Below are 25,827 nucleotides of genomic sequence, written 5' to 3'. Positions count from 1 at the left end.
TCATACCCAATCCCCAGTACAATTTATTGCTTAGTACTGACTAGCAAAATACCCTTGATTCTCCTAGAGAAAGATACCTAATGGCTCAAATTCTGCCAAACTTAAGGTAACGGCAAGCTTTTGCGGAGGTGGAGCGATGAAAGATAGCGATGTAAGAATTGTTTCCCTGATTCCCGGTGGAACGGAGATTTTAACGACACTAGGATTGTTTGATGCTATTGTGGGGCGATCGCACGAATGCGATTACCCTCCAGAAATCCTCAATCTCCCCATTTGTACCCAAGCACGCTTAAAGAGTGATGCCTCCAGCAGCCAGATTAACGATGAAGTGAACAAATTATTGCAATCTGCTCTTAGTATCTATGAAATCAAAATAGATGTTTTAGAGCAGTTGCAGCCTACCCACATTCTCACTCAAGACCAGTGCGATGTTTGTGCTGTTAGCTTACACGATGTTGAAAAGGCTGTTGCTACACTCATTGACAGTAAACCTCAGATTATTTCTTTACAAGCCAATATTCTCCAGGATGTTTGGGCTGACATTGAACGAGTCGGCAATACCTTTGGCGTAGACTCGGTAAAAGTCTTAGAAAATTTAGAAGCTCGCGTCAAAATCTGTCAGCAAAAAATTCAAGGACTTTCTTTAGATGAACTACCTACTGTCGCCTGTATCGAGTGGACTGATCCTTTGATGGTCGCTGCGAATTGGATTCCTGAATTAGTTAATTTAGCAGGAGGACAGTCTCTATTTTGCGCTACAGGTCAGCCTTCTCCGATCCTGCCGTGGGAAACACTAGTAACAACTAATCCGGATATAATTGTTTTTATGCCTTGTGGCTTTGATTTAAACCGCACTCGCAAAGAAGCCAATTTATTAACTCAACGTCCAGAGTGGGAAAAACTACACGCTACCGCATCCGGTAGAGTCTACATTACTGATGGCAATTCTTACTTCAATCGTCCAGGGCCACGACTGGTAGATTCTCTAGAAATTTTGGCAGAAATTTTGCATCCAGAAATTTTTCAATACGGCTACAAAGGAACTGCTTGGGAACTTTTGTAAATTAAGAATTCAGAACTCAGGAGCGGAGCCGGAGACGCTCCGCCTCCGGTCATAATTCAGTATTAATTCGAGTCATTAGATAATTCTAATCCTCCACGAAGAGTAATTCTGATTCCTAGATTCTGAATTCTGAATTCTTTTCTAAGGTGTTTGTTCAGAATCTGCTGATGGTTCATTGTTAAATAACAGCAGGCGTGCAGCAAGAATGGCAAATCCTACAGCCGCGATCGCTTTTAGGACGCGTGTAGGTAATAATTCGGCTACTGCACCCCCTGCTAACGATCCCAATAGGCTTGTCAACAGCAATGCGCCTGCTGCACCGAAAAATACTGCACGTGGAGAATTAGAACGTCCTGAAAGTGCGATCGCCGCTAGCTGACTTTTGTCACCCAATTCTGATAAGAAAACTGTAATAAAGCTAAGTCCTAATAAATGCCAATCCATATATTTAAGGGGAATGGGAATGGGGAGATGAGGGAGAATAACTACTAACTTTTAATTCCTAATTCTTAACTAGTAACTTCTAACTCCTAACTTTTAACTAACCTTGGAATACATCCCAAAACAGCATTATAGAAATTACTAACAACATCACGCCGGCTGATTTTTCTACAGTTTTCGGGCTGAGTCGATTGGCTATCCAACTACCTAAAAGTACGCCTAATAGGCTGGTAGTTATTAGCGCCGCCGCCGAGCCGATAAATACCACCCACGGCGAATGAGATTGTGCGCTCATTAACAGAGTGGATAGCTGAGTTTTATCTCCAATTTCTGCTAGGAAAATGGTTACAAAAGTCGTACCAAAAACTACCAACACTGATTGCTGCTTTTGAGGACTATCGGCAATTACAGGCTGAACTGACAGAGCGATCGCAGGAGTTAAGTTAAAATCATTGCTGTCTTTTAGTTCTAGCTCAACCTCAGTCTGAGATATGCCAGAAATCTCCAAAGGTACAGAGTCAAGTTTCATTAGGCAGTAGTTTTGGTTGCTAAGGTCTTTTCATATTTCTATCATTTTCTCATATTTTTGTCATAAATTGCAACTACATACAAAAAAGGAGGGTGGAAGTGTCAAAGGCCAACAGCTTTGTCAAAGCGTAGTATTTCTAAACTGCGATCGCCGTATACTCCCTCTATTTGCTGGCGACAGCAGTCAATGGCAAAATCGTTAACTTCTTCTGGTTCAACTCCATACATATCTTGAAACACTTCTGTTTCCACGCGACAGAAGCGAGGACGATTGGCGTAGATGCGACATTCTCGCGTGGTGTGGTCGAAATTAACGCACCATCCCCCTTCGCCTACCATGCTGAGGTAGAGTTCTAGTTCTGGTGGTGAGAGATAGTCTTCCAAATCTGGACGCTCTGCTGGCTCAAGATTACAGCAGGCTCCACATTGCTTTATACATTGCCAAGTTGACATTTTGGATTGGGATTGGGGACTGGGGATTAGGGATTAGGGATTAGGGATTAGGGATTAGGTAGGGATTAGGGACAAGGAGAGAATAACTTATACCTAATTCCCAATGCCCGATGCCCCATTCCCAATCCCCCTATTTTACGTTTTTATATCTTTTCTTATAATTTTGTTAAGTAAATTAAATCTGACAACCCATAGCCAGATATGATCGATTGCGGGTTTTGTAATTAAGTTATTGAATTTTTTAAGGCAATTGAAAGGAGAAAACGAAAAATGTTTGATGCTGTGTCTGACTTGTTTAACGCTTTTACCAGTATCAATTGGGAAGTTATTTTCCAATTGCTATCTGTGGCGCTAATTGTGATTGCTGGCCCAGCAGTAATCTTTGTGCTGGCATTTCGCAACGGCAACCTATAAGAGTGCTGAGTAGTGAGTGCTGAGTGCTGAGTAGAAGAAAATTTTGGAATTTAAAACTGATAACTCATGAATCAGCACTCAATACTGATAACGCCTGAAGGGCAGCTTGGATAATATTGTCATACTGTGGTTGAGAAATATCAACTTCTTTGGCGTTTTGCCGATTAATTCCTAGCAAACCAATTATATGTCCTGGCTGCATAGCTAAAACTTTCCCTTCAGAATTTTTAATTCTTAATTCTGCTTCAATACCGTTTTTATAGAAACCACAAGTATACCGTCGCTGATTGTACTCAAAGTTGGTGCTTGATGTGGTAGGTGGCGAAACAAAAAATTGTTGAATCTGAATTGGCAGTCTGACACCGATTAACTCTAGCTCAATGGTGGTGTTACCGTTAAAGTAATTTTCTCGCAGTTTGTAAGCGATATCCACTCGCGATGGTAAGCGGAAATAGTCGCCCCACCTCCAGGCGATCGCTTTAATTTTGTATTCCTGATTATCGATAGTTTGGGCAATTGTCAATTTGATGTGACCCTTACCAACAATTTTTTGCTCAATCACTTGAACATTAGGTGTCCAGAAAACTGGATCGGGGTTGTCCATACCGCAGGGATGCAGAGCATTAAGCTGTTGATAAAGCTGCTGATTGAGATGATTGAGGTTGACTTCGGCATCAATTTTCAGCAGAGGCTTGAGATGCTGGGGTTCAAGACACTGGTTAGCAAACTCAATCAAACGCGATCGCACCATCTGTAAATTCTCTGCTGGTAGAGAGAATCCCCCCGCTGCTTTGTGTCCGCCAAATTTCCCTAGTAAATCATGACAATATTCCAAAGCTTCAAATACATGAAACTCTGGAATTGAGCGTGCTGAACCGCGTATATGTCCCTCATCTTCATAAGTCCCGATAAATACGGGAACACCGTAGCGTTCCACCAAGCGGGAGGCGACGATGCCAATAACGCCGTGATGCCAATTAGGTTGAACAACAATTAATACACGGTCTTGCTGTAGAGATGCAACAAATTCTGTCTCTACATAAGCGATCGCTTCTTGTTCAATTTGCTGACACATTTCCTGGCGAGAAGCATTTATTTGTTCGCACTGCATTGCTCTTTCCAGCGCCACCCCCATATCATCTGTAGTCAGCAATTCAATCACAGTTTGAGGATTACCAATCCGACCAATAGCATTAATCCGTGGCCCCAGGCGAAAACCAATATCTTCAGGCTTTAGCGATTTTGGATTTTGGATTTTGGATTTTGGATTGGAGATTTTCTCCTCTGCTCCCCCTCCTCCCTCATCCCTCGCCTGTACGCCGCCTACCTGAATCAACGCCTGTATCCCAGCTAAGTTGGATTTGGGTAAATGTTGTAAACCGCGTTTCACCCAACGGCGATTTACGCCAGTTAAGGGGGCTAAATCTGCGATCGTTCCCAGTGTAAACAGCGCTAGCATCGGCTGAATTAAGCCCTTAGTCTGCCCTAGCTGTTGCGCTAGAGAGACTGCCAAAATGTAAGCTACACCAACACCAGCAACACCACGATACGGTGACGATTCGGCTATTAGCTTGGGATTGAGAATAGCGTTAGCTGGCGGTAATTTTTGGGGTACATCGTGGTGATCGGTGATGATTACTGCAACACCAAGTTCTCTAGCCCTAGCAACTGGTTCAAACGCAGAGATACCATTATCTACAGTGAGAATTAGCTCCACACCTTCGCTGTGGAATTCTTCAACTATGCGTTTATTGATACCGTAGCCTTCATGCATCCGACTGGGAATCGCATAATCTACTTGTGCGCCTAAAGTGCGGAAACTACGTAAAAGTAGAGCAGTGCTAGTCATCCCATCAGCATCGTAATCACCACAAATCGCAATTTTTGTTTGAGAAGCGATCGCATTTTTCAACAACTCCAAACTAATCGCCAAATCTGGGAAATCTTCTAACGGCGAAGGCAAAACTAAAGATTCTGGATCTAAAAATGCTTGTACCTGTTCTGGTGTTTCCATACCCCGATTAATCAACAACTGGCTGACAATGGGTGAAAGATTTGTCAAAGCTGCCAGATTTTGGGCAATTTCTGGTTTTTGCGGATAAATCTGCCAGCGCTGATCGGGTAAGCGTCGGCGAGGCTTTGAAAGTTCAGATACAGGTCGGTCTAGCACAATAAAAGTTAGGAGTTTTTCAGTTATGAATGTTGAATTGAAAGTTGTTTCTTAACTCATAACTAATAACATTATTTGCTACCTATAACACGTTTATCCTACCATCATCCATAATATATAACGAGCGATCGCCTGGAGAGCGCAAAGTCGGACGGAGTTCCAGTCGCAATGTGCCAAAGTTAAGTTTAGAGACAATTGCTTGTAGTGACAAACCTTTTTCACTCCAAAATATCAGAGATGTATTTGGTTCTGTACCCTCTATTTGTTCTAAGTTTAATTTCTGCCCTGGACTCAAGGATATTGCATCAGTCCCAGAGGGTTTTTGGATTTTAATCAGGTTAGGTGTGCTATTTACGACTTCAACTCGGATGTGTTGCCCAGGTGTAAACTGAATTGGATGCGACCCACACTTAGAGGCACAAGTTCGAGCTAAGGTAACATTGGGATTATTGATTGATGCAACTAGAATAGTAGCTGCAAGTAAAGCAAATGACAGAGGCTTAAACATAATACACAGTATAAGTATTAAACATAAATACTACCTTTATTTGGTACTATCAAGCCTCAGTATATTTTCCAGAATTACTTTGGTAATTCCCAGTTATTAAATTACTAATTACGAATTATTTATTATAAACATCTCCTCTCGCACCAATAGCGTAAATTTCGATGTCTCTGGAATCAATATCGACTGTAAAAATAATTCTGTTTTTACCTATACGTAGTCTATAAAATCCCTCCCAATCACCTTTCATCTTTTTAATATCTAGTTCTGTAAACGGGATAATACCTTGGTCTTCGACAGCAATAACAATTCGCTTTATTTGCTCCCGAATATTTTCGACATCTTCGGGATTTGCTTTTTCTAAAAATTTAATCGCTTTTTTGCGAAATTTTATTGCCATACCTTACCCAATCGGTCATATCAATTACTTCATCCTCAGCATGATCTGAAGGTACACCAAATTCAACTTCAAGTTCGCGTTGCTCATCATCACTGATGTAAGGAATAAGAATTTGGCAAAGGCGAAGTCTTTCTTCTTGCAGAACTTCACGCATAGTTTCTTTAATCAATGCTTTTAATTCTTGAATTTCCACTGTATGCCTTTTATTTATGGTTAGATGTATATATATTATCTAGTCTCAGCTTGCACGTGGGGGGAATTGATGTGGAAATATCAAGCTGTAAAAGTTCGGGGAGTTTTTTCCCAAGAATAGCTCCTTTGCAAGTTATTGATATACAGTTGTATAAGTTCCAGTAGACAGAAGTATTTTGTAAGGGGACATTGAGTTGACTAGATTTAGATGAAAGGGAAAGGTTTTGATAATAGTCGCTGACAACTGAACTTAGTTTTTACCTTTCCCTTATGCTGTGATGCCTCTTTAACCGAAGCGTCCACTGATATAATCTTCAGCTTCTTTAGTTTGAGGAGAACTGAACATCTGGGCTGTCGGATTAAACTCAACTAATTTACCACGACGTTTACCATGTTCGTCAATTTCTGTATTGAAGAAAGCCGTGAAATCTGCCACTCTCGAAGCTTGCTGCATATTGTGTGTCACCATAATAATGGTGTATTGCTCCTTGAGTTGTAAGCACAGTTCTTCTACTTGACGGCTAGAAATTGGGTCGAGAGCAGAACATGGTTCATCCATTAATAATACATCTGGCTTCATTGCGATCGCACGAGCAATGCAAAGTCGTTGCTGTTGTCCGCCAGATAATGCAGTTCCCTTCTCTTTGAGTTTATCCTTGACTTCATCCCAAATAGCAGCGCGTCTGAGGGAATCTTCCACCAATTCATCGATGTTACCTTTGTAACCGTTAGAACGCGGGCCAAAGGAAATATTTTCGTAGATTGACTTGGGGAAAGGATTTGGTCTTTGAAAAACCATTCCGACTTGGCGGCGTAACTTTACAGAGTTTACCTTAGGATCGTAAATATTGCGATCGCGATAATTCAGTCTACCCTCTACCTTAGCTCCAGGGATTAAATCATTCATCCGGTTGAAGCAACGCAATAACGTACTTTTACCACATCCTGAAGGCCCAATAAAAGCAACAATTTGTTTATCAGGAACCTTTAGATAAACATCTAAAAGTGCTAGAAATCCTCCATAGAAGACCTTTACACCTTCAACATTGAAAACGCTATTACCTTGTTCAATTGTGGCACTATCTGATTGACTTCTACTATTGCTATAAGTCATGTGGCTATTCTCCAAATAATCTGTGAATGTATCTAACTAGATATTTAATTACCTAACGGATTGAGAAGCGTTGCCGGATATAAATTGCAACACCATTTAAAGCTAAAATCAAAAGCAACAATGCAATAATTGTCGCTGCTGCTGCACCAGCAAAACCCGGTTCAGGACGAGTGATGTAACTGTAAATTTGAATGGGTAATGCCATAAATCTCTGGAACAAACCAGGGTCAAAAGTGAGAAAACCTACAGCACCGACAACAATTAGAGAGGCTGCATCACCAATGGCACGGGATACAGAAATAATCACCCCTGTCAAAATGCCAGGAATAGCATAAGGTATGACATGACTGCTGATAGTTCGCCATTTGGTAACACCTAACCCATAAGAAGCATTTCTCAAAGAATCTGGGACGGCGCGAATTGCTTCTCTAGAAGTAACAATAATTACTGGCAAAGACAACAAAGATAAAGTCAATGCACCAGAAATCAAAGCAGGGCCAAACCCAAGTAAATAATTGAAAACTCCTAAACCCAGCAATCCATAAACAATAGAAGGTACGCCTGCCAGATTACTGATATTAATCTCAATAATCGCTGTCCACCAAGCTTTAGGTGCATACTCTTCTAGATATAAAGCTGCTCCGACACCAATAGGAACAGTAACTAAAATCACAACAGTTCCCAAAAGAACGCTGCTGATAATTGCAGGACGAATACCACCTTGGTCAGCAAAACGAGAAGGAGTTTCGGTCAGAAAGCCAGGTGACAAAAATCTACCTAATCCGTCTTTAAAAATATCAAAAAGTAGCAATGCTAGGATAAATAAACCAATCAGTAATCCTAACAAAAAAATTACTTCAAAGACTTTCCCTAATGTCTCTCTACTTTCAACATTATCGGTAAATTCTGTCGTAGAATCTAGAGAACTATTTGGTTGATAACTTTTAGCCATACTTATTAATCGTATTTTTCTTTAAAGCGATTTGCAATCAAGTAACTAACAATATTTAAAACTAAGGTGATTATAAACAGAACAGCACCTACAGCATATAAGGTTTTGAAATTGAGACTACCACGCGGACTATCTCCCCCAGAAATTTGTGCCATGTAAGCTGTCATTGTTTCTATTGATTCCGCAAAATTAACAGTCAGCTTTGGCTGTAGTCCGGCGGCGATGAGAACAGTCATTGTTTCACCCACAGCACGAGAAATACCCAATATAATTGAGGCAATGATTCCAGAAAGCGCGGCGGGTAGAACTACTTTAACAATGGTTTCCAGTTTCGTGATACCTAAAGCATAAGAGCCTTCTCGTAAAGAGCGTGGAACTGCTTTAATAGCATCTAAGCTGATAGAACCAACAGTAGGAGTAATCATTACCCCCATCATTAATCCTGCACTTAAAGCGTTGAATATTTCCACAGGGATAAAATTTCGTAGCAATGGTGTGACAAACAATAGCGCAAAGTAACCATATACTACTGTTGGTATTCCCGCTAAAAGTTCCACTGCTGGACGTAAAACTGCTGCTACTTTTGGTTGAGCATACTCACTTAAATAAATGGCAGAAGATAACCCCAAAGGAATAGCAACTCCCATCGCAATAGCTGTCGTTAAGAAAGTGCCATTAATCAAGGGCCAAACGCCAAAATGTCTGTCTGCAAATAAAGGCGTCCATTTAGTATCAAGAAAGAATTGAGCAAAGGAAACTTCTTGGAAAAAACCGAATGTTTCCTGAAAGATAATTACGACAATTCCAAAGGTAGTTAAAACCGAAACTAAAGCACAAGCAAATAAAATTACTGCAACAATCTTTTCAGAAATATCTTCAGATGCATTTTTATCCAATGATTGTCTGGATAGTAGATAAGGATCGTCTTGAGAATTGAGATTTTGCATAAACAATTAATTTTTTAACTACATTCAGACTACAATGACTCGAACTTTGTTTAAATAAAGTTTGTGATTGGTTCACCTGGTTTTGCTTTTTTAAATTTTGTCCCTGTTTCACCAGTAGCAAATTTTCGTTTTACCTTGACATAAGCTTCATCAGGTAGCGCCACATAACCAACACTATCTACCCACTTCCAAGAATTTTCTAGATAAAAATCTACAAATTCTTTAACTGCTGGCTTGGTATCTAAGGATTTTTTACTGACATAGAGAAACAGAGGACGAGACAAAGGTGTGTAGATATTTTTGATGACATTATCTACAGGAACTGGCTTTTCACACTTTCCTGTAGGACTTTCTACAGCAACTAAATTGAGTTTATCCTGGTTTTGAATGTAGTAAGATATCCCGACATAACCCAAGGCTGAGACATCACCTGAAACACCTTGTACTAGGAGATTTTGATTGTGACTAGGGGTATAATCTGTACGGCCATTCTTGGCTTTCCCAGTCACAGCTTGAGTCATATAATCAAAGGTTCCAGTATCAGAAGCTGGAGCATACAGCTTCAGTTTTTCGTTAGGGAATTTGGGATTAACTTGATTCCAAGTCAAGATTTTACCGTCTGATTTTGCGCCCCAAATTTTGCCCAGTTCCTTAATAGTTAGACATTTGGCAAAGTTGTTTTTGCGATTAGCAATTACAGCGATACCATCTAAAGCTACAGGTAACTCGACAAATTCAATATTCTTACTTTTACATTTTTTGATTTCTTCATCCCGAATGGTACGAGAAGCACCAGCTATATCAATATCGCCATTACAAAATTTACTGAAACCACCACCAGTACCACTTGAGGCAACACTAACTTTAGCTTCAGGTTTTCCTTTGCCGTATTCTTCTGCAACTGCTAAAGAAACAGGAAAACCGACAGCAGCACCATCAATACTTACTTGAGTTTTCAATTCCTGTCCGCTGTTACAAGCAGTGATACTGCTGGTAAGAAGTATTAAAGATGTTAATAAAAAGCTATTTTGAAATCGGTTACAAAAGCTCATAAATTATCAATTGAGATAAATTGACTGAGAATTACTTATGCTTGGCTAGCGGCAAAATGTAGAGAATGCAGCATGATAAAAGAGATATTATGCTTTGTTTGCAGCTTGGATTTTATCAAAAATTGCCCCATCTCCAAAAAACTTGCTCTGAATAATCTCCCAACCACCTAAATCTTGAGATGTGAATAAAGTTTTAATTGGCGGATGTTGTGATGCTACTTCTTGGGTAACGCTGGGGTTAACAGGACGATATTGTAATTTAGCAAATTCCCGTTGAGCTTCTGTGGAGTAAAGAAAATCAACAAATGCTTGTGCAACTTCTCTTGTAGCGTGCTTATCGACGTTTTTATCAACTATCGCTACAGGATTATCAATGGAAATATTGACTTGGGGGACAACATAAGGTAACTTAGTCCCATTTTTGACCGCCAAAATCACCTCATTTTCGTAGTTGATTAAGACATCTCCCTCACCTTTTTGGAAGAATAAATCGCTAGCCTCACGGGCATCTTTCGTTAGAGTCGGGGTATTCTTATAAACTTTGGTGACATAATCTAGCGCTGTTGCTTCATCACCACCTGTTAGAGTTACCGAACCCCAGAAAGCCAAGAATTCCCAGATAGCAATACCAGAAGTTTTTGGGTTAGCGGCAATCACTTTTACGCCATCTTTTGCCAAGTCTGCCCAAGTCTGGATGCCTTTCGGGTTGCCTTCGCGAGTAACGATCGCAGCAACCGATCTACTCACAATACCACTTCTCGGTGCTTTGGTTTCCCAACCTGATTTAATCAAACCTGCAAGAGCAATTTTGCTGACATCAAGGGGAAGTGCCAAGTGTACTATATCTGCTTCTTGCGAACCGTCAATCACAGCAGCCGCTTGAGCGCCAGAACCACCATAACTTTGCTCAAATGTGACATTTTGGTTGTGTTCTTGCTTCCACTTTTCGATAAATTTGGGAATTATTTGGTCATGTGCGGCTTTGGTGACAGAGAATGAAACGAGTTTTAACTTAACATCATTTTTGCTAGCTGAACTGCTTCCAGAACAGGAGGCAACTGCTATACTCAAAAAAATACTTATTAAAAACAGACTCACAAAGCTTTGGATACTGCGGCCATTCAACCAACTTCTAATTGCGTTTTGATACGATAGTTGTATAGTCCGCAAGGCTTTCATGGCGTAAGCCTGCATCTCCTCACTCAGGAATTTACTTAATTGTGTCAGTTGTTGCGACTTGCCCATCAGAATCACCCCTAAATCTACGGTATTTCTACATGGATACCGTGATTATGAGAATTATAGGGTATATAGAATAATATTTATCATCTGGATTAAATTTTTTTGACTAAGTGAGCAATGTATCATCAAAAGTAGCAAATAAATCTGATTTACCAAGGCATTTCAGAAGACGGGTTTTTCTGCTGGCAAGGAAAACAATCCAAGTGCATACATAATATTTGGTAAAAAATATGTGATTTGTAATACAAAACTCGACTTTTTTGAGTCGTCAAGCTGTTTGTAAAACAAAGTAGTCGCATTAAAGCATTTTGAAAATCATATCTAGCGATCGCACTCATTACTAAATCAAGGTATGCTTTGATTTTGCTACTCTAACCAGTTATCTAATTGTAAATAAGGATTGAAAGACAGAGAATATAATTCTGGAAATCTTCCTCAAGGTTGGCCTACCCAAATTAATCTTAATTCTCTGATTGGCAAACTCAAAAATCAATGCTCATAACCATAAATAAATTTTATGACTAACGAGATTACGGAAAAATTTAAACAAGCCTCCGATGGATTGTTAATGATAAGTGAATCAGAATATCCTTTTGAAGCTTTTTTGTGGTCTAATCAAGCACAAGAACCAATGACCGCTCAAAAACTTCTCCAGTTAACAGGACATCCTCAAGAAACATCAGTTGAAGAAGTAGAACTAGATTATTTTTTTCGGAACTGTGCCCAAGAAAAAGAATGGCACGATGAAATACAACAACAAAATGTGCTAAAGTTTAAATCACTTCTCAAAACACTAAGAGATCGCCTCATTAATATCAAGGTTTATCGCATAGGTACGATAAGTATTGATGTCTATATTGTTGGTAAGACTCCAGATAAAAACTTAGGCGGAATTTCGACAAAAGTTGTAGAAACCTAACTAATCAAACACCAGCCTGTCTACAATTTACAGACAGGCTTTAAGTTTTAAGTGAAGTAAGTATCTTTACAAATTGTCAACTCTAGACTCAATTACACTTTGAACAGACGAAGAAACATTAGAAAGCAAATTGTAACCAGTGTTTGTTTCAATGGAATCAACACTAACTCTGTAGTTTGTCCAGTTATTATTTCTAATCCCCTGCGAATTAGGCATATTCACTGCAATTACTCTTGTGTTATTAGTGACGCTGCTAGCATCAGAATTTGATGAATTTAATACTACAATAACTTTCCATGTTCTGGTCGGAACTGTAACGTTACTATTAGCAATTGTGTTTTTTATTCCATTCGACCCAGTTCCACCAGTGCCATAGGAACCCGAAATAATATAGAGTTCTTTCCCCTGGTTTACTAAGTCTCTAGAATAGTTTTCTAGTGCAGCCCAAGAACCCTGATTATTATCAGGTGACTGAGGAATTATATTCGTCATTAAAAAAGTAGCAGAGTTATTAGTAACTGTATTTGTCCTATCTGCTGAAGCAGTCATGTGTCCCCTATCAAAACCGCTCCCAGTGTAATCGGAAGAAGTGACTCGGTAGCAGCTTGAAGGTAATGTAGTATCTGCACGAAAATCATCTTGGCGAGGTGCGCTTCCTAGCCATGATGTGTTTAGCTGCCAACTTACCCAATTTGGTGTCCCTCTATAGCAATTGTAAGAAACTGCGTATTGAGATTTGCTCAACAAAAGATTACTGTAACTACTGCCAGCATTACTAGGATTGCCCATTCTTAGATGAACGCTTGAGGTTTGGGCTGTTAGTGGCTTTTGTAGATAATTAAGCAGAGTGAAAGATATTGCTGTTGGTACAGCAATAGTTAGAATAGCCCTGAGAAAATCAGACTTCTTCATTTGTTACTATTTATTTGTTTAAACAACCTACAATTGTTTCTGTTGAAGTTACAGAAATTCAGTAAAACTTACCAATCGCAATATAGCTATGGTTGTATAAAGAGAGGTTAAAAAGCTGTAAATATTGCGTTAACATCTAGTAATTATTTAGGTAATTATCTAAAATTAGATCATCACCTAAATCAGATGAAAAACTTATATATTATTTGCTTTAATAATTGAGTGATGGCGCGGAGTGCCCGCGCCCAAGCGATCGCTATTTTCGCTCTACTGAGTGAGGCATAGAGAGTATTTTGGCTGATTGACAAAATACGCTTTATCCTAACCTCTCACGAGAGCTTAGAAAGAGGAAGGAATATTAAAAAATAGTCCTTGGTCGAATTGATTTTTCAAAAAGTCTTCCAGTTCAATTTCGTCGTCATTCGGAACTTGAAACCAAGTCTCGAAGTTGTGCTTCAAGAAGTATCTAAAAGATTTCCAGCCAAAAAGTTGCTGCCCAATGCTTGTGATTGCGACGTTCATTGTATTTCCCTCAGGTTGTTTCAAGTATGTGATTAAGAATTGGTTAAACAAATTGGCGTTCCACAACAAGTGGATGAATTGTAGCAAGCTGTTCTTAGGCAGTTATTGTACAGGGGAAGCAGACGGAGAGATTTTATAATTTGCTAAATCATTCCGCTTTCTCTGCAACGCCAACAAATTAATCATTGTTCAGCGCTCTCTGCACTAGCAAATGTATTGAGGAATAGAATTATTCTGATTACAAGGATCTAACCTCAACTGATTCAATACCTGCTGTAATTCCACTTCTGATATATACTTCTCCTTAAGCGAGCCGAAGTACAACAGTGCAGTTTCATAGCAGGCGACAGTTATGTTAGTGCGCTCCTCTGAACTTAGTGCTGCCACTATTTTAACTGTCTCATCCACATGCTTTACGTCACTACCTAAACAACTGTGCATTCGCAGGCAGCGAGTAGCATAGGTATTAGGTGGTAGTATCGCTTCCACCTGTTGGATATGCTCTGCTTTGATATTCATTGCTAGACGTTCCATTGTATAGCAATACCCAACGCAACCAATTGGATCTGCTGCTTGTACGCTCTGAGTGAAGAAACTCAGCAAAGCCATAGCAGTCGGAGGGAGGAATGCTTTGACTACAGCTTCCGCCTCATATCCCATCGACTGAATATCAAGCAAGGCGAGGCGATCGTGACCTTGTTCTTCACGAGCTTTCTGTGCTGCCCACTGTGCTAAACTCCAGCGTCCCAATCCAGCAAAGCGCCCAGCTGCTTCTTCCATTAATAGCGCAGTATGGTGAGTTAAATGGTAGGAAGCGGCAAGTTGCCAGATCCAGTGGGAGGGAGTTAAGGCAGGTGGCTTGCAGTTTGGTAATGTATCTTTGGCAGCAGATACTATAGCTCTATCTAGAGGCTTGCGAGTCTCAGATATAGTGTCCCTGTTAAATATCAGTTGGATAAAGGGATTACCACTCTTTAGACTTAATTGGTTACTTTTGTCAGGTTTGTCGATGTTAGTTGAACGGAATAATAGATTCATGGCAAGTTTTTTTCATGGGTTGTTTCTACCCATTCACGAATAAGGTTGTGGAGGATAAAGCGTTGCATAACCTCTCTCTGAGCACAAAGAACTTTAAATTGTATCTTCAGGGAGGAGGGAATGTATGCCTTGATATGCGTGATATTGTCTCGGTCTTCATCTAAGGTGTTAGCCATGAAAGAAGAAGTTGGGCCATCAGCCTTTACCCATTCGCTGATTAATACTTCCAAGACTTCACTCATCTTTAATCCATATTGTGCACAGAGTGCTTTAAACCGAAACTTAAGCGCTTTCGGCATACTACCTTTAATCACCGTATATGCTTCTTGCTCCTCCTTATACATCCAGGTTACAAAAACTAAAGTTCAAAAGTCCTTTGTGATCTAGGGTAAGTTTTCTAAAAAATTTCACCAGTAAAGACTAGTGAAGTTAAGAAAAAAGTTATTTAGTAGTGACAACACTGCACGCATTTTAAGAAAACTCCATAAAATAAAATATACATTTATTATAATGATAATCATTATGTAAGGTGGGAGAGATTGCCGTTGATAGCCTCTCCCTCCCCTTTTTGTAGTAAATTTAATGATGATTGGATTTTTGGGTAGATAGAGGTGTCAATACAATTAACGGATTCACTGAAAAAATTGTTGAAGGAAACCGCACAGCAATTAAAAGGTGCCAAAAAACGGAAATTTATAGCACAAACAGTTGTGGCATTAGGACACGGGGGACAGTCTCTAGCGGAGCGAGAGTTAGGATGGAATCGTGTAACTATTAGTAAAGGAATTAAAGAACTAACTACTAATATCACTTGCGTGGATAATTATCGAAGTAGAGGACGTTATAAAGCAGAAGCAAAACTGCCAAATCTTTTAGAAGATATCAAAACAATTGTCGATTCACAAAGCCAAATAGACCCAAGTTGTAAAAGCCAAAGACTGTATACACGTCTTTCTGCTGCTGAAGTGAGACATCAATTAATTGATAAATTTGGTTATAATGATGAAGAATTACCAACTTCGGAAACAATTCGTGTCAAGTTAAATAATTTAGGGTATTGCCTCAAGCGCCTTGCCAAGATTCAACCTCAAAAAAATACCCGAAAGTGAGTTTTAGATAATCATTGGAATAGAAGTATTTTTGATGGAGTTTAAACAGCATTATATTTTGCTAAAACTATGACTGGGAATGGTAAGCATCTAGTTGTTAAGTTAGTCAGTCAAACTTACTTTATGGATACATTTAACTAAAAAAGCCATGTCCTACTGCACTTTCAATGAATATGGGGAGTAGGGAAAGAAAGTTTTTATTTCATTCGTAGTAGGTGGGTGTCGCCTATGCGGCTGCTCCTAAGTTGCTCTTGAGTGCAGATATTTATCTTGCATATTTTTTCGCTTGTTAAAATGATTATCATTTTAACAAATTGTATGTTTTATTTTCTGGAAGTCTCGAATCTTGAAAAAGCTAAAAAAATAGTACAAACACCAATAATTTACAATAATAGTCTGTCTTCTATCTCAAGACTGAGATATTGATTATGCTTAAGTTAAATATTAACTAAAAATAAATTATTTTTTAGTTAAGTCAAAATAATATCAAACACTGATTTAAAGTGTGACTGGTTATAGTTATTGCAGTTATCCTATTTTTCTTCTCTAAACTAGGCAGTTACGTTTTTAATATTTTCTTTATAATTTTCCTAAAATTCTATATCTTCACTAGTAAAAACCTGACAAAAGTAAAAAGATAGATAGCGAAAGGACTGAGGTAATGCGAAAACCAAAAGTAATTAACGTGAAATGCTAGCTCTTTCCTTCCCAGACTTTTGCTACAAAGCAAGCCCAACTTAATCAATGAAACCTCAAGATGAAAGGTTGAGAAGCAACTTCCAATTTTTCTAGATTCCAAAATTACTTTTTTGCAAATAATTATTTAGTCACAACGAGGTCAGTTGTCATGGTTCAAATTCTTGAAAACCCAGCAGTCAAGCAACCACCAATTAGTAATAGAGTTGAAAGTTTTTTGCTAGATATGTTCGATAATGTCTGCAAAGCTATTGAGGAAATAGATGGAACTAAACTTGACGAACAACGCTGGACAAGAGATGAAAGAGGCCAATGGGTACAAGGTGAAAATAGTAACGGTGCTATATATATCGACAAATCGCTGCGGAACGGGAATGTATTTGAAAAAGTAGGTATTAACTACGTATCTATGAAGGGTGAATTACCTCCTGGTGTCACCTTCCGAGGATCGGATGTTGTGATGGCTGACCCAACAACTATAATGCCAGATCAAAAAGGTACTTCTTTCTTCGCTACGAGTACCAGTGTTGTCATTAATGGATCTAATCCAATGATACCGACAGCACACGTTAACTATCGCTACTTCCAATTGGGTGATGGCACTGAACCTGGTTCTTGGTGGTTTGGCGGTGGAGGTGATTTAACACCAATTTACTTATTTGAAGAAGACGCAGTTCATTTTCATCAAGTACATAAAGCAGCTTGCGATCGGCACGATCCAGAACTCTATCCACGCTTGAAAAAGTGGTGTGATGAATACTTTTATCTTCCTCATCGCAGTGAGTGTAGAGGTGTAGGTGGAATTTTCTTTGACAATTTACAACATTCCGATGTCGAAACTTTACTTTCCTTCGTAAAAACTTGTTCTGAAGCTTTCATCCCTGCTTATTTTCCGATTGTCAAACAACGTAAGGATATGGAGTTTACGGAACAGGATAAATATTGGCAGCGTATCAGACGCGGACGTTATGCCGAATTTATTCTACTGCATGACAGAGGTGTTCGATTCGGATTGGAAAGCGGCATTGTGAGTACACAAAGTGTTCTTAATTGTATGCCTGGAGAAGCTTTTTGGAACTATAATGACCAACCCACGGCTGAGAGCCAAGAAGCAAAGCTTCTAGAGGTACTGAGAAATCCCCAGGAATGGGTGTAAAGACGGTCAAGAGCAGATTTGAAAACAGCATCTGATAAAAAATGTTGGCTACCCAAGTCCTAACCCTGTTTTGTTACTCTCGGAAAACAATAATCGAAGCAAGATTCCGAAACTTTGATCGAGTCAAGCTTTGAGTGTTTATTTTCTAACAGGAACTAAAATTTGTAACCAAAACCTGGAGATTAAAGCTCTGAAAGGCTTTCAGTGAGTGGGTTCTCCCAAAGTGATAAAAAGAGGGCTAATACCGTTTCACCTGAAGATTGATACAGATGACAGCCTGTTTTTGAGCCAGGGAAAGTAAGAAAAGTAATTTGTATCAATAATTGAGTGAAATGGTATAATAATTGCCCTAATTTTTACTCTTTACATTTCTTTAGAGATAGCCTCTAAATAGGAAGTAACAAGGTGTTTATGGAAAAATTGCCGACAAGTATTTTGCTAAAAATTAACAAATTATTTCGCTGGTCTAACTCAACTGAATTCGCCAACTTCAAAACTGAAATTAGCAAGTTTTTCCAAGTTAAATGGTTGAGTCATCTCTCCATCAAGCAGCTGCAAGAAGTTGACATTGTATTCCTGTGTATGTTTGCTAGCAGATACCTAACGCTGACGATCATTTTACTATACTTATGGAGTTCAATTCATACTAGTCCTGAATCACCAAGGACATGCTATCCCTGAAGTCAATCGTAGGATTATAGGAGCAAAAGAGTTTATGGCGATCGCTATCTAAAATGTAGCAGCAATCTGCCGTTGATTACCTCGTTTTTTTAGGTCATTTAAATGAGTAATAAACACGGAGAACTCGCAATGGATAACGTTATAGGTATTGGCGACATTACCATGAACGATGTGATGCAAATGGATTCCTCCAAAGCAGTAAGTATGTTTAGGAATCGATTTGCAGCATATAAAAAGCTGTCAGATCAAATTGGAGAAGATGCAGCGTTTGAACAAATGATGTTAGCTTACCCTGGTCATCAAAAGGCGTTCATGGGTGCTTTCATTGACAACACCACCATAGCCAAAGGCTTTAACGATGCAATTCCGATCTTTCGGATCATGGGCTTCAAAATGCAAGTCGTAGATATTTCCCAAGAAGGAAAAGATGCTGCACTAGAAATTCAACGAGTTTGCCCGGTGCTTTCAATTGCCAAAGAATATGGACTTGAAAGCCCTTGCCGAGTTATTTGCGAGATGGAACAAGAAGCAACTAGGAGAGCATTTCCTGGGATGAAAGCTGCAATTATTAGCAAGCAGGCAGATGGTGACTGTGTTTGTATGTTCAAGTATGAAAGACCTGCCAAAGGGTTAGAAGTAAAGCCACAAAAAACACCAAGCTTGTTCTCTCATATTCTTGATTTGATTCGCTTGACTCCTAAAATCTTGCAGATTGGGATGAATCTTTTAAAAACGTCTCTTTTTAAAGGATCGTAACTTTTATGAATGGCATTGTTCAAGACCTCAAGCATTTGATTGCAGGTGAAGTCAGCAACGCTTCAGAAATTTTGACAGAAGTTTCCCAAGATTTTGGTGGTATACTCCAAAAGTCTCCCCAAGTTGTTGTTACTCCTCAAAACGCTAACGATATTGCCCAAACTGTTAAATATGCCGCTCAAAAAGGATTAGTAGTTTCTTCACGCGCTGCGGGACATTCGTTAGGCGGTCAGTCTTTAAACCAAGATGGAATCGTTTTAAATATGAGGAATCTCGATAAAATTCGAGATATCCAAAAAGACCAACTCTGGTTTAAAGCTGATGCGGGGACTTCTTGGAATCAAGTAATCGATACTTGTATTCCTGATGGTTTAGTTCCTCCCGTATTAACCAATTATTTTGGTGTTTCTGTAGGAGGAACTCATTCTGCGGGTGGTATAGGTGCAGCCTCTTTTCGTTACGGAAATCAAGCTGATAATTGTCTTGGTGTAGAAGTCGTAACCGCAGAAGGTGATATTCTCTGGTGTACGCCTGAAGAAAACAGCGAACTTTTTAATCACGTACTTTGCGGTTACGGTCAATTTGGAATTATTACTCAAGTTCAGCACAAACTCAGAGTTTTCCCCTCGCAAACCCGCACCTATTTACTGTTCTATGACAACCTAGATGCTCTTTTGCATGACAAACGGGTTTTAGTAACCGAACAAAGGGTCGATCATCTAGTATCTTTCCCAGTTCCCTGTTTGCAAGGAGTATCCAGAGTAACAGGAATAATGCAACCTTTGATTCAATGGTTTTACACGTTGCGAATTACCGTTGAAGCAAATTCTCTTGATGTTATTGATGACAAAGAAATCTTTGCAGGCTTAAATTTTTATCGTCATATCCATACTGAAGACTTGGGATTTGCACAATTCATCGAACCCATGATTCAAGTAGATAGTAAGGATATCGCTCACCCTTGGATGGATGTTTTTCTCCCGGCCTCATCGGCTAAGAATTACATGGAAACGGCTCTCAAACAGTTGCCTTCTTTTCTCGATATTAGTAAGGCACAAATGGGCTGTTTTTGCTTGGTAAACCGCAATAATACTATGCCCATGTTTCGTTTACCGCAAGAGGAAGAACTGATCATTGGTTTTGGAATTTATCCCAGCATTCCTAAATCGCAAGTTCAACCCATCTTGGCTGAATTGAAAAAGCTCAGTAATCTGAGTTTAGAGATGGGTGGAAAAAGATATTTAACTTGCTGGATAGATTTTACTATTCAACAGTGGCAAAGCCAATTTGGCGATTACTGGCCAAAAGTTAATCAAATCAAAAGGAAGTACGATCCCAAAGGAATATTTAACTCTGGCTTTTTTGAGTACGAACAGATTGCCCATCCAGCGATCGCACCACAGAAAAACCAGCTCGTTGAGGATGTTGCTACTAAGTCTGCGATCGCAGTATAAGTCAGCTCTCAATCATTTTGTTTAGAACCAACTATCCCTCTTTTAAGAAACCATTCTGTTTTCTTTCATCCATAGTGGGCGATCGCTCATGAACAGCTTCTGTCACTCTGGGAAAAGAAAAATGTCAATCCATATTACTTGACCGAGGCTCTAGAAGAAGACAAACTTCAGAGGAGGAAACATGAATATCGCACTTGTAGGTCTTAGTCACAAAACAGCTCCGGTTGAAATTCGGGAAAAACTGAGTATTCCAGAAGAACGAATTGAAAACGCGATCGCCCAGCTGTGTAAATACTCTCACATTGAAGAAGCTGCCATTCTTAGCACTTGTAATCGTTTAGAAATTTACGTAGTTGTAAACAAAATAGATCGGGCAGCTGGTGAGGTGACAGAGTTTCTTTGTGAGTACAGTAAACTGCCTTTTGCAGACTTGCATCAATACTTGTTTACTCTGCTACAGCAAGATGCTGTTAAACATTTGATGCAAGTTGCTTCCGGTTTGGATAGCTTGGTGTTGGGAGAAGGACAAATTCTCGCTCAAGTCAAACACGCCTTCCAACTGGTTCAGCAATACAATCAGGGCGAACGCATCCTCAATCAGTTGTTCAAGCAAGCCGTTACCACTGCAAAGCGGGTTAGAACGCAGACATCAATCGGTACGGGTGCGGTTTCGGTTAGCTCTGCGGCAGTAGAATTAGCCCAAATCAAAGTAGAGAAGTTATCGGCTTGCCGAGTGACAATTGTCGGCGCTGGCAACATGGCTCGGCGACTGGTGCAACATCTAATCTCTAAAGGCGCAACTCAAATTTCGATTGTAAATCGTTCCATCGAACGAGCTGAAGAATTGGCGAATCAATTTAGTGATGCTGGAGTGCAATATTATCCGCTCGCTGAATTGATGTCATTGGTGGCAGCTGCGGATTTGGTCTTTACCAGCACTGCTTCAGTTGAACCCTTACTCGATAGAGCCAAACTCAAAGCTGCATTGAAACCCGAACAGCCTTTGATGCTGTTTGATATTTCAGTCCCTCGCAACGTTGATGCGGACGTTAATGAGCTACCTCACGTGCGGGTGTTTAACATTGATGATTTAAAAACCGTCGTTGCCCAGAATCAAGAAAGTCGTCGGCAAATGGCAATAGAGGCGCAAGTATTAATTCAAGAGGATTTAGAAGCATTTCAAACTTGGTTGCGATCGCGAGAAACCGTTTCTATTATTAGCTGTTTACGGGACAAAATGGAAAAAATTCGCGAACAAGAGTTAGAAAAAGCTTTGTCCCGTATGGGGTCTGATTTTGCTAAAAAACATCAAGAAGCCGTCGAAGCCCTAACTCAAAGGATTATCAACAAAATTCTCCACGAACCGATGGTGCAACTGCGGACACAGAGGGATGTAGAAGCTCAACGCCTTGTCCTTCAAGTTCTGCAAGAGTTGTTTAATCTAGATACAGGAGAGGTGCAATCTAATTTTGTTGCCCAAACATCCTCTTTATCAATAAGCACCATAGAAATAGCTGCAAAAAATATCAATCTTGCTCAAATCAGACTTGAAAGTATTGAAGTCCATGCAAAAGTTGAGGAAGTTATTGCTCAAAGCGTAACTTAAGAAAATTCATTATTCTCCATAGCAATAACAGGAAGCAAGTATGTTAAAAAACTTCTGGTACGCTTGTGAGTTCAGCGCCGCCGTTACTAAAAAGCCCAAGCAAGTTCGGATATTCAATCAGAAATTTGTCTTCTACCGTAACAGTCAAGGACGATTGATAGCTCTGCAAGATCGGTGTCCCCATCGTGGTGCTGCCTTATCTCTCGGTTGGGTAAAAGATGACTGTATCCAATGCCCCTATCATGCTTGGAAGTTTCAAGCAGATGGAAGATGTATTGACATTCCTGCTAATCAACCCGGGATTCCTATTCCCAAGAATGCTCGCGTAGATAGCTATCCAATACGGGAAAAATACGGTTTTATCTGGCTATTTTATGGGGACTTACCAGAAGAAGAGCGTCCGCCAATCCCACCCTTGCCAGAATTTGAAGACCCAAGCCTACAGAAAATTTTCTTTGAATACGAACTGAACGCTCACTACACCCGCACGCTGGAGAATGATATGGATATGTCTCACGTATCTATTATTCATTCCAAGTCTTTCGGCAATGGGTTTGCATTAGAGCAAAAAATGGAAGATTACGAGTTGAATGTAGGAGAGTGGGAGGGTCACGCCAAAGTTAACGTCAGAGATTACACCCAAGCAAAAGACATTTTCGCCTTTGTCTTTCGCCCATTGAAAGCCAATGTGAAGGTGACTTTAGGCTTTTATATGCCCAATATCACTCGGTTAGTGGTTGACTTCGGTCGTGGCAAGCTGGTTAATTTTACTGTTCACGTTCCTGTTGACGATCGCACCACGATTACCAAGCGAATTCAGTTTCGCAGTTTTTTAACTTTCCCTTGGGCTGATGGCATATTTCAGCGAGCAGCTTACAAAGTTGTGATGGAAGATAAGGGAGTGGTTGAGTCCGAATACCCGATGGCAGTTCCCGATCAGTTGTCAGACGAAGTTCACGTTCCTTGCGATAACTTATCTCTTGCTTATCGCAAACTTCGGCAAAAATGTTTGGCTATGGGGTGGGGTATGAAACCTTATCAGAACCAATCAAACAACTCGAACGGAAATTTAATCCAACCTTCCTCTGTTTTATTGAAGAACTAAATTTAGAGTTCGTTGTATGACTAAGGCGGGCAAGATGCCTACCCTACAAGATTGGATTATTTGTTGCCAATCACAAATTATTGAAGGCAATTCTGCATACTTGGTCTTGAAATCACAATTATTAAATCTAGGGAGAAATGTATGGGGAATTATACGTTACTGCAAGCTGCGCGAGGTGAAGTACTCGATCGCCCTCCGGTATGGGTGATGCGCCAAGCAGGTCGCTACATGAAAGTTTATCGAGACTTGCGCCAGAAGTATCCTTCGTTCCGCGATCGCTCTGAGAACCCTGACTTAGCCGTGGAAATCTCGCTGCAACCTTTCCGTGCCTTCCAACCCGATGGGGTGATTATGTTTTCAGATATCCTCACGCCATTGCCCGGTATGGGTATCTCCTTTGATATTATCGAAAGTAAAGGGCCAATATTCGAGCAGCCAATCCGCACGCAAGCACAAATTGAGGCGCTGACTGTCCTCGATCCCGAAGCTTCTTTACCCTTCGTGCGGCAAATCCTGACGACGCTACGCCAAGAAGTTAACGGTCAAGCTACTGTCTTGGGCTTTGTTGGCGCTCCTTGGACGCTAGCTGCCTATGCAATTGAAGGTAAAAGCTCAAAAGACTACGCCATTATCAAAAGGATGGCTTTTTGCCAACCTGCGATGCTACATCAATTTTTAGGGAAACTGGCAGATGCGATCGCAGTTTACGCCCGCTACCAAATTGATGCCGGTGCCCAAATCGTGCAACTGTTTGACTCTTGGGCGGGACAACTCAGCCCTGAAGATTTCCAAACGTTTTCTCTACCTTACCTGCAACGAGTCGTGCAACAGGTTAAAGCAACGCACCCGGACACGCCCCTAATTTTGTATATCAACAACAGTGCTGGAATCCTAGAGTTAATGGCGCAATCGGGTGTCGATATCATCAGCGTAGACTGGACTGTGGATATGGCAGTAGCGCGGCAGCGACTTGGTGCAAATATTGGAGTCCAAGGAAATATCGATCCGTGCGTGTTGTTCGGTACTAAAGAGCTAATCCGCGATCGCATTCTGGACACGATTCGCAAAGCGGGGAATCAGAAGCACATCCTCAATCTCGGTCACGGGATTTTACCGAACACTCCAGAAGAGAATGTTGCTTTCTTTTTTGAGACAGTCAAGCAGCTCAACTACTCGTCAAACAATCTCAACTAAAAGTTATGACTTCAGTTCAACCCGCTTCATCTAACATTTCCAGTCCCCTTCGCACCATCCGCATCGGTTCTCGTAAAAGCCAACTCGCACTCGTGCAAACTTACTGGGTTCGAGAACAACTCCAAAAGCATTTTCCCGATATTTCCTTTGAAGTCCACACCATGTCCACCCAAGGCGACAACATCTTGGATGTGGCATTAGCCAAGATTGGCGATAAGGGATTATTCACCAAAGAACTTGAATTGGGAATGCTCAATCAGGAGATTGACTTTGCAGTTCACTCTCTCAAGGATCTGCCGACTTGCTTGCCAGAGGGGTTAGCGTTAGCAGCCGTAACAGAACGGGAAAACCCAGCAGATGCTTTAGTTGTGCATCAAAAGCACAAAGATAAGCAAATCGATACGCTACCAGAAGGCACAGTCATCGGTACTTCTTCCCTGCGCCGCCTCGCACAATTGCGTTATCACTTCCCCCATTTTACTTTTAAGGACGTGCGCGGCAACTTAAATACGCGCTTGGCAAAGCTGGATGATGGAGAGTACGATGTGCTGATTTTGGCAGCAGCAGGGTTGCAGCGATTGGGAATGAGCGATCGCATTCATCAAATTCTGCCCACCGAACTTTCTCTTTATGCTGTCGGACAGGGAGCTTTAGGGATTGAATGCCGCGCTGACGATTTGCAAGTGCTGTCATTACTCAAAGCAATCGAACACATCCCTACCCGCGATCGCGTTTTAGCCGAACGTGCCTTCTTGCGAGAACTAGAAGGTGGCTGCCAAGTACCAATCGGTGTTGATACGCACCTAGACGGAAATACACTGACATTAACAGGATTAGTCGCCAGCGTCGATGGCAAACGTCTAGTCAAAGATTCTGTTACGGGCACTGTTAGCGAAGCAGAAAATTTAGGTATTCAATTAGCTCATAAATTGCGGCAACAGGGAGCTACAGAGATTTTGGCTGAAATTTTCCAGACAGTCCAGCGTAGTTAGGGACTTGCAACTCCTGTCGCTGTGTAGGCCTACGGTGTACACACATCTCTGTACAAACCCAAAATTGTTGGAGATCCCCCTAAATCCCCCTTAAAAAGGGGGACTTTAAGAGACTTTTGCCCCCCTTTTTAAGCAGGGCTGATTCATTCCCTAAAACAGGTAAAATTGCAAGTGTTGAGGGGAGGAAAATTATGGGTAGTTCTCTGATTGAACA

General features: G+C 40.5%; 27 protein-coding genes and 1 pseudogene. 11 read left to right on the top strand and 17 right to left on the bottom strand.

The genetic code is table 11. The annotated features are described in order from the left end of the window. The first annotated feature begins 136 nt into the window (after nucleotides 1-136). Complete coding sequence (locus V7K44_RS32055) at nucleotides 137-1,063, top strand: cobalamin-binding protein (RefSeq protein WP_334937958.1); 927 nt, start codon at nucleotides 137-139, stop codon at nucleotides 1,061-1,063. Nucleotides 1,064-1,204: 141 nt separating this feature from the next. Here the strand turns inward: V7K44_RS32055 and V7K44_RS32050 are convergent, their stop codons facing one another. The 3 genes from V7K44_RS32050 to V7K44_RS32040 all read right to left on the bottom strand — a co-directional run bounded on the left by V7K44_RS32050 (nucleotide 1,205) and on the right by V7K44_RS32040 (nucleotide 2,485). Then, nucleotides 1,205-1,507, bottom strand: a complete 303-nt coding sequence (locus tag V7K44_RS32050; RefSeq protein WP_099100177.1) for a TMEM165/GDT1 family protein — start codon at nucleotides 1,505-1,507, stop codon at nucleotides 1,205-1,207. 97 nt (nucleotides 1,508-1,604) lie between these two features. Beyond that, nucleotides 1,605-2,033, bottom strand: coding sequence for a TMEM165/GDT1 family protein (locus tag V7K44_RS32045; RefSeq protein WP_334937956.1), 429 nt, complete (start codon nucleotides 2,031-2,033; stop codon nucleotides 1,605-1,607). A gap of 101 nt (nucleotides 2,034-2,134) precedes the next feature. Further along, nucleotides 2,135-2,485, bottom strand: coding sequence for a YkgJ family cysteine cluster protein (locus V7K44_RS32040; RefSeq protein WP_334937954.1), 351 nt, complete (start codon nucleotides 2,483-2,485; stop codon nucleotides 2,135-2,137). 270 nt (nucleotides 2,486-2,755) lie between these two features. On the opposite strand from V7K44_RS32040, the gene psb30 reads away from it, so the two are divergent. Continuing rightward, nucleotides 2,756-2,899 carry a photosystem II reaction center protein Ycf12/Psb30 gene (psb30, locus tag V7K44_RS32035; RefSeq protein ID WP_069068686.1) on the top strand — a complete coding sequence of 48 codons (144 nt, stop codon included), beginning with the start codon at nucleotides 2,756-2,758 and terminating at the stop codon, nucleotides 2,897-2,899. A gap of 64 nt (nucleotides 2,900-2,963) precedes the next feature. Here psb30 and V7K44_RS32030 read toward each other — a convergent pair whose 3' ends face one another. The 9 genes from V7K44_RS32030 to V7K44_RS31990 form a co-directional block, all read right to left on the bottom strand. Further along, nucleotides 2,964-5,069: a single-stranded-DNA-specific exonuclease RecJ gene (locus V7K44_RS32030; protein ID WP_334937952.1), complete on the bottom strand. Its 2,106-nt coding sequence runs from the start codon at nucleotides 5,067-5,069 to the stop codon at nucleotides 2,964-2,966. Between the two features lie 82 nt (nucleotides 5,070-5,151). After that, the gene (locus tag V7K44_RS32025; protein WP_334937950.1) at nucleotides 5,152-5,577 is read right to left on the bottom strand and encodes a hypothetical protein; all 426 of its coding nucleotides are present in this window, start codon (nucleotides 5,575-5,577) and stop codon (nucleotides 5,152-5,154) included. A 115-nt stretch (nucleotides 5,578-5,692) separates the two neighbouring features. Next, complete coding sequence (locus V7K44_RS32020) at nucleotides 5,693-5,974, bottom strand: type II toxin-antitoxin system RelE family toxin (RefSeq protein ID WP_334861501.1); 282 nt, start codon at nucleotides 5,972-5,974, stop codon at nucleotides 5,693-5,695. Next, nucleotides 5,943-6,167 carry a hypothetical protein gene (locus V7K44_RS32015; RefSeq protein WP_334937948.1) on the bottom strand — a complete coding sequence of 75 codons (225 nt, stop codon included), beginning with the start codon at nucleotides 6,165-6,167 and terminating at the stop codon, nucleotides 5,943-5,945. Before V7K44_RS32015 ends, V7K44_RS32020 begins: the two co-directional genes overlap by 32 nt. A gap of 285 nt (nucleotides 6,168-6,452) precedes the next feature. Continuing rightward, entirely contained in the window at nucleotides 6,453-7,280 is an 828-nt protein-coding gene (pstB, locus tag V7K44_RS32010) for a phosphate ABC transporter ATP-binding protein PstB (protein WP_334937946.1), read from the bottom strand. Between the two features lie 52 nt (nucleotides 7,281-7,332). Continuing rightward, a complete protein-coding gene (gene pstA, locus V7K44_RS32005) occupies nucleotides 7,333-8,232 on the bottom strand; it encodes a phosphate ABC transporter permease PstA (protein WP_334937944.1) in 900 nt (299 codons plus the stop codon). A 5-nt stretch (nucleotides 8,233-8,237) separates the two neighbouring features. Next, the gene (gene pstC / locus V7K44_RS32000; RefSeq protein ID WP_334937942.1) at nucleotides 8,238-9,179 is read right to left on the bottom strand and encodes a phosphate ABC transporter permease subunit PstC; all 942 of its coding nucleotides are present in this window, start codon (nucleotides 9,177-9,179) and stop codon (nucleotides 8,238-8,240) included. Nucleotides 9,180-9,229: 50 nt separating this feature from the next. Continuing rightward, nucleotides 9,230-10,231 (bottom strand): PstS family phosphate ABC transporter substrate-binding protein, encoded by a 1,002-nt coding sequence (locus V7K44_RS31995; protein ID WP_334937940.1) that lies wholly within the window; start codon nucleotides 10,229-10,231, stop codon nucleotides 9,230-9,232. Between the two features lie 87 nt (nucleotides 10,232-10,318). After that, a complete protein-coding gene (locus V7K44_RS31990) occupies nucleotides 10,319-11,476 on the bottom strand; it encodes a sulfate ABC transporter substrate-binding protein (protein WP_334937938.1) in 1,158 nt (385 codons plus the stop codon). A gap of 514 nt (nucleotides 11,477-11,990) precedes the next feature. Here V7K44_RS31990 and V7K44_RS31985 point away from each other — a divergent pair. Further along, complete coding sequence (locus V7K44_RS31985; RefSeq protein ID WP_334937936.1) at nucleotides 11,991-12,392, top strand: nuclease A inhibitor family protein; 402 nt, start codon at nucleotides 11,991-11,993, stop codon at nucleotides 12,390-12,392. 66 nt (nucleotides 12,393-12,458) lie between these two features. Here the strand turns inward: V7K44_RS31985 and V7K44_RS31980 are convergent, their stop codons facing one another. The 5 genes from V7K44_RS31980 to V7K44_RS31960 all read right to left on the bottom strand — a co-directional run bounded on the left by V7K44_RS31980 (nucleotide 12,459) and on the right by V7K44_RS31960 (nucleotide 15,106). Beyond that, complete coding sequence (locus tag V7K44_RS31980; protein ID WP_334937934.1) at nucleotides 12,459-13,304, bottom strand: DNA/RNA non-specific endonuclease; 846 nt, start codon at nucleotides 13,302-13,304, stop codon at nucleotides 12,459-12,461. A gap of 182 nt (nucleotides 13,305-13,486) precedes the next feature. Further along, nucleotides 13,487-13,612 carry a hypothetical protein gene (locus V7K44_RS31975; protein WP_334937932.1) on the bottom strand — a complete coding sequence of 42 codons (126 nt, stop codon included), beginning with the start codon at nucleotides 13,610-13,612 and terminating at the stop codon, nucleotides 13,487-13,489. A 31-nt stretch (nucleotides 13,613-13,643) separates the two neighbouring features. Beyond that, nucleotides 13,644-13,826, bottom strand: coding sequence for a hypothetical protein (locus V7K44_RS31970; RefSeq protein WP_334937930.1), 183 nt, complete (start codon nucleotides 13,824-13,826; stop codon nucleotides 13,644-13,646). A gap of 204 nt (nucleotides 13,827-14,030) precedes the next feature. After that, nucleotides 14,031-14,864 (bottom strand): hypothetical protein, encoded by an 834-nt coding sequence (locus tag V7K44_RS31965; protein ID WP_334937928.1) that lies wholly within the window; start codon nucleotides 14,862-14,864, stop codon nucleotides 14,031-14,033. Then, nucleotides 14,861-15,106: a hypothetical protein gene (locus V7K44_RS31960; RefSeq protein ID WP_334937926.1), complete on the bottom strand. Its 246-nt coding sequence runs from the start codon at nucleotides 15,104-15,106 to the stop codon at nucleotides 14,861-14,863. The genes V7K44_RS31965 and V7K44_RS31960 overlap by 4 nt, the downstream gene beginning before the upstream one ends. Nucleotides 15,107-15,481: 375 nt before the next feature. Here V7K44_RS31960 and V7K44_RS31955 point away from each other — a divergent pair. From V7K44_RS31955 to hemC, 8 genes and pseudogenes are all read left to right on the top strand, one after another. Then, a pseudogene (locus tag V7K44_RS31955) lies at nucleotides 15,482-15,958 on the top strand (ISAzo13-like element transposase-related protein); the annotation flags it as partial. Nucleotides 15,959-16,820: 862 nt separating this feature from the next. Next, nucleotides 16,821-17,825, top strand: a complete 1,005-nt coding sequence (hemF, locus tag V7K44_RS31950) for an oxygen-dependent coproporphyrinogen oxidase (protein ID WP_334937924.1) — start codon at nucleotides 16,821-16,823, stop codon at nucleotides 17,823-17,825. Nucleotides 17,826-18,635: 810 nt separating this feature from the next. After that, on the top strand, nucleotides 18,636-19,262 hold the full coding sequence (locus V7K44_RS31945; protein WP_334937922.1) for an L-2-amino-thiazoline-4-carboxylic acid hydrolase: 627 nt from the start codon (nucleotides 18,636-18,638) through the stop codon (nucleotides 19,260-19,262). Nucleotides 19,263-19,267: 5 nt separating this feature from the next. Further along, nucleotides 19,268-20,716, top strand: coding sequence for an FAD-binding protein (locus tag V7K44_RS31940; protein ID WP_334937920.1), 1,449 nt, complete (start codon nucleotides 19,268-19,270; stop codon nucleotides 20,714-20,716). Nucleotides 20,717-20,897: 181 nt separating this feature from the next. Then, nucleotides 20,898-22,322 (top strand): glutamyl-tRNA reductase, encoded by a 1,425-nt coding sequence (locus V7K44_RS31935; RefSeq protein WP_334937918.1) that lies wholly within the window; start codon nucleotides 20,898-20,900, stop codon nucleotides 22,320-22,322. 40 nt (nucleotides 22,323-22,362) lie between these two features. Continuing rightward, nucleotides 22,363-23,427: an aromatic ring-hydroxylating dioxygenase subunit alpha gene (locus V7K44_RS31930; RefSeq protein WP_334937916.1), complete on the top strand. Its 1,065-nt coding sequence runs from the start codon at nucleotides 22,363-22,365 to the stop codon at nucleotides 23,425-23,427. 141 nt (nucleotides 23,428-23,568) lie between these two features. Next, nucleotides 23,569-24,621, top strand: a complete 1,053-nt coding sequence (gene hemE, locus V7K44_RS31925; RefSeq protein ID WP_334937914.1) for a uroporphyrinogen decarboxylase — start codon at nucleotides 23,569-23,571, stop codon at nucleotides 24,619-24,621. A gap of 5 nt (nucleotides 24,622-24,626) precedes the next feature. Further along, nucleotides 24,627-25,613 (top strand): hydroxymethylbilane synthase, encoded by a 987-nt coding sequence (gene hemC / locus V7K44_RS31920; RefSeq protein WP_334937912.1) that lies wholly within the window; start codon nucleotides 24,627-24,629, stop codon nucleotides 25,611-25,613. Nucleotides 25,614-25,827: the final 214 nt, after the last annotated feature.

This window comes from Nostoc sp. (genome assembly GCF_036917235.1).
Taxonomy (GTDB): domain Bacteria; phylum Cyanobacteriota; class Cyanobacteriia; order Cyanobacteriales; family Nostocaceae; genus Nostoc.
Note: the sequence above shows the minus strand (reverse complement) of the source record. Positions and strands in the feature narration are given on the sequence as shown.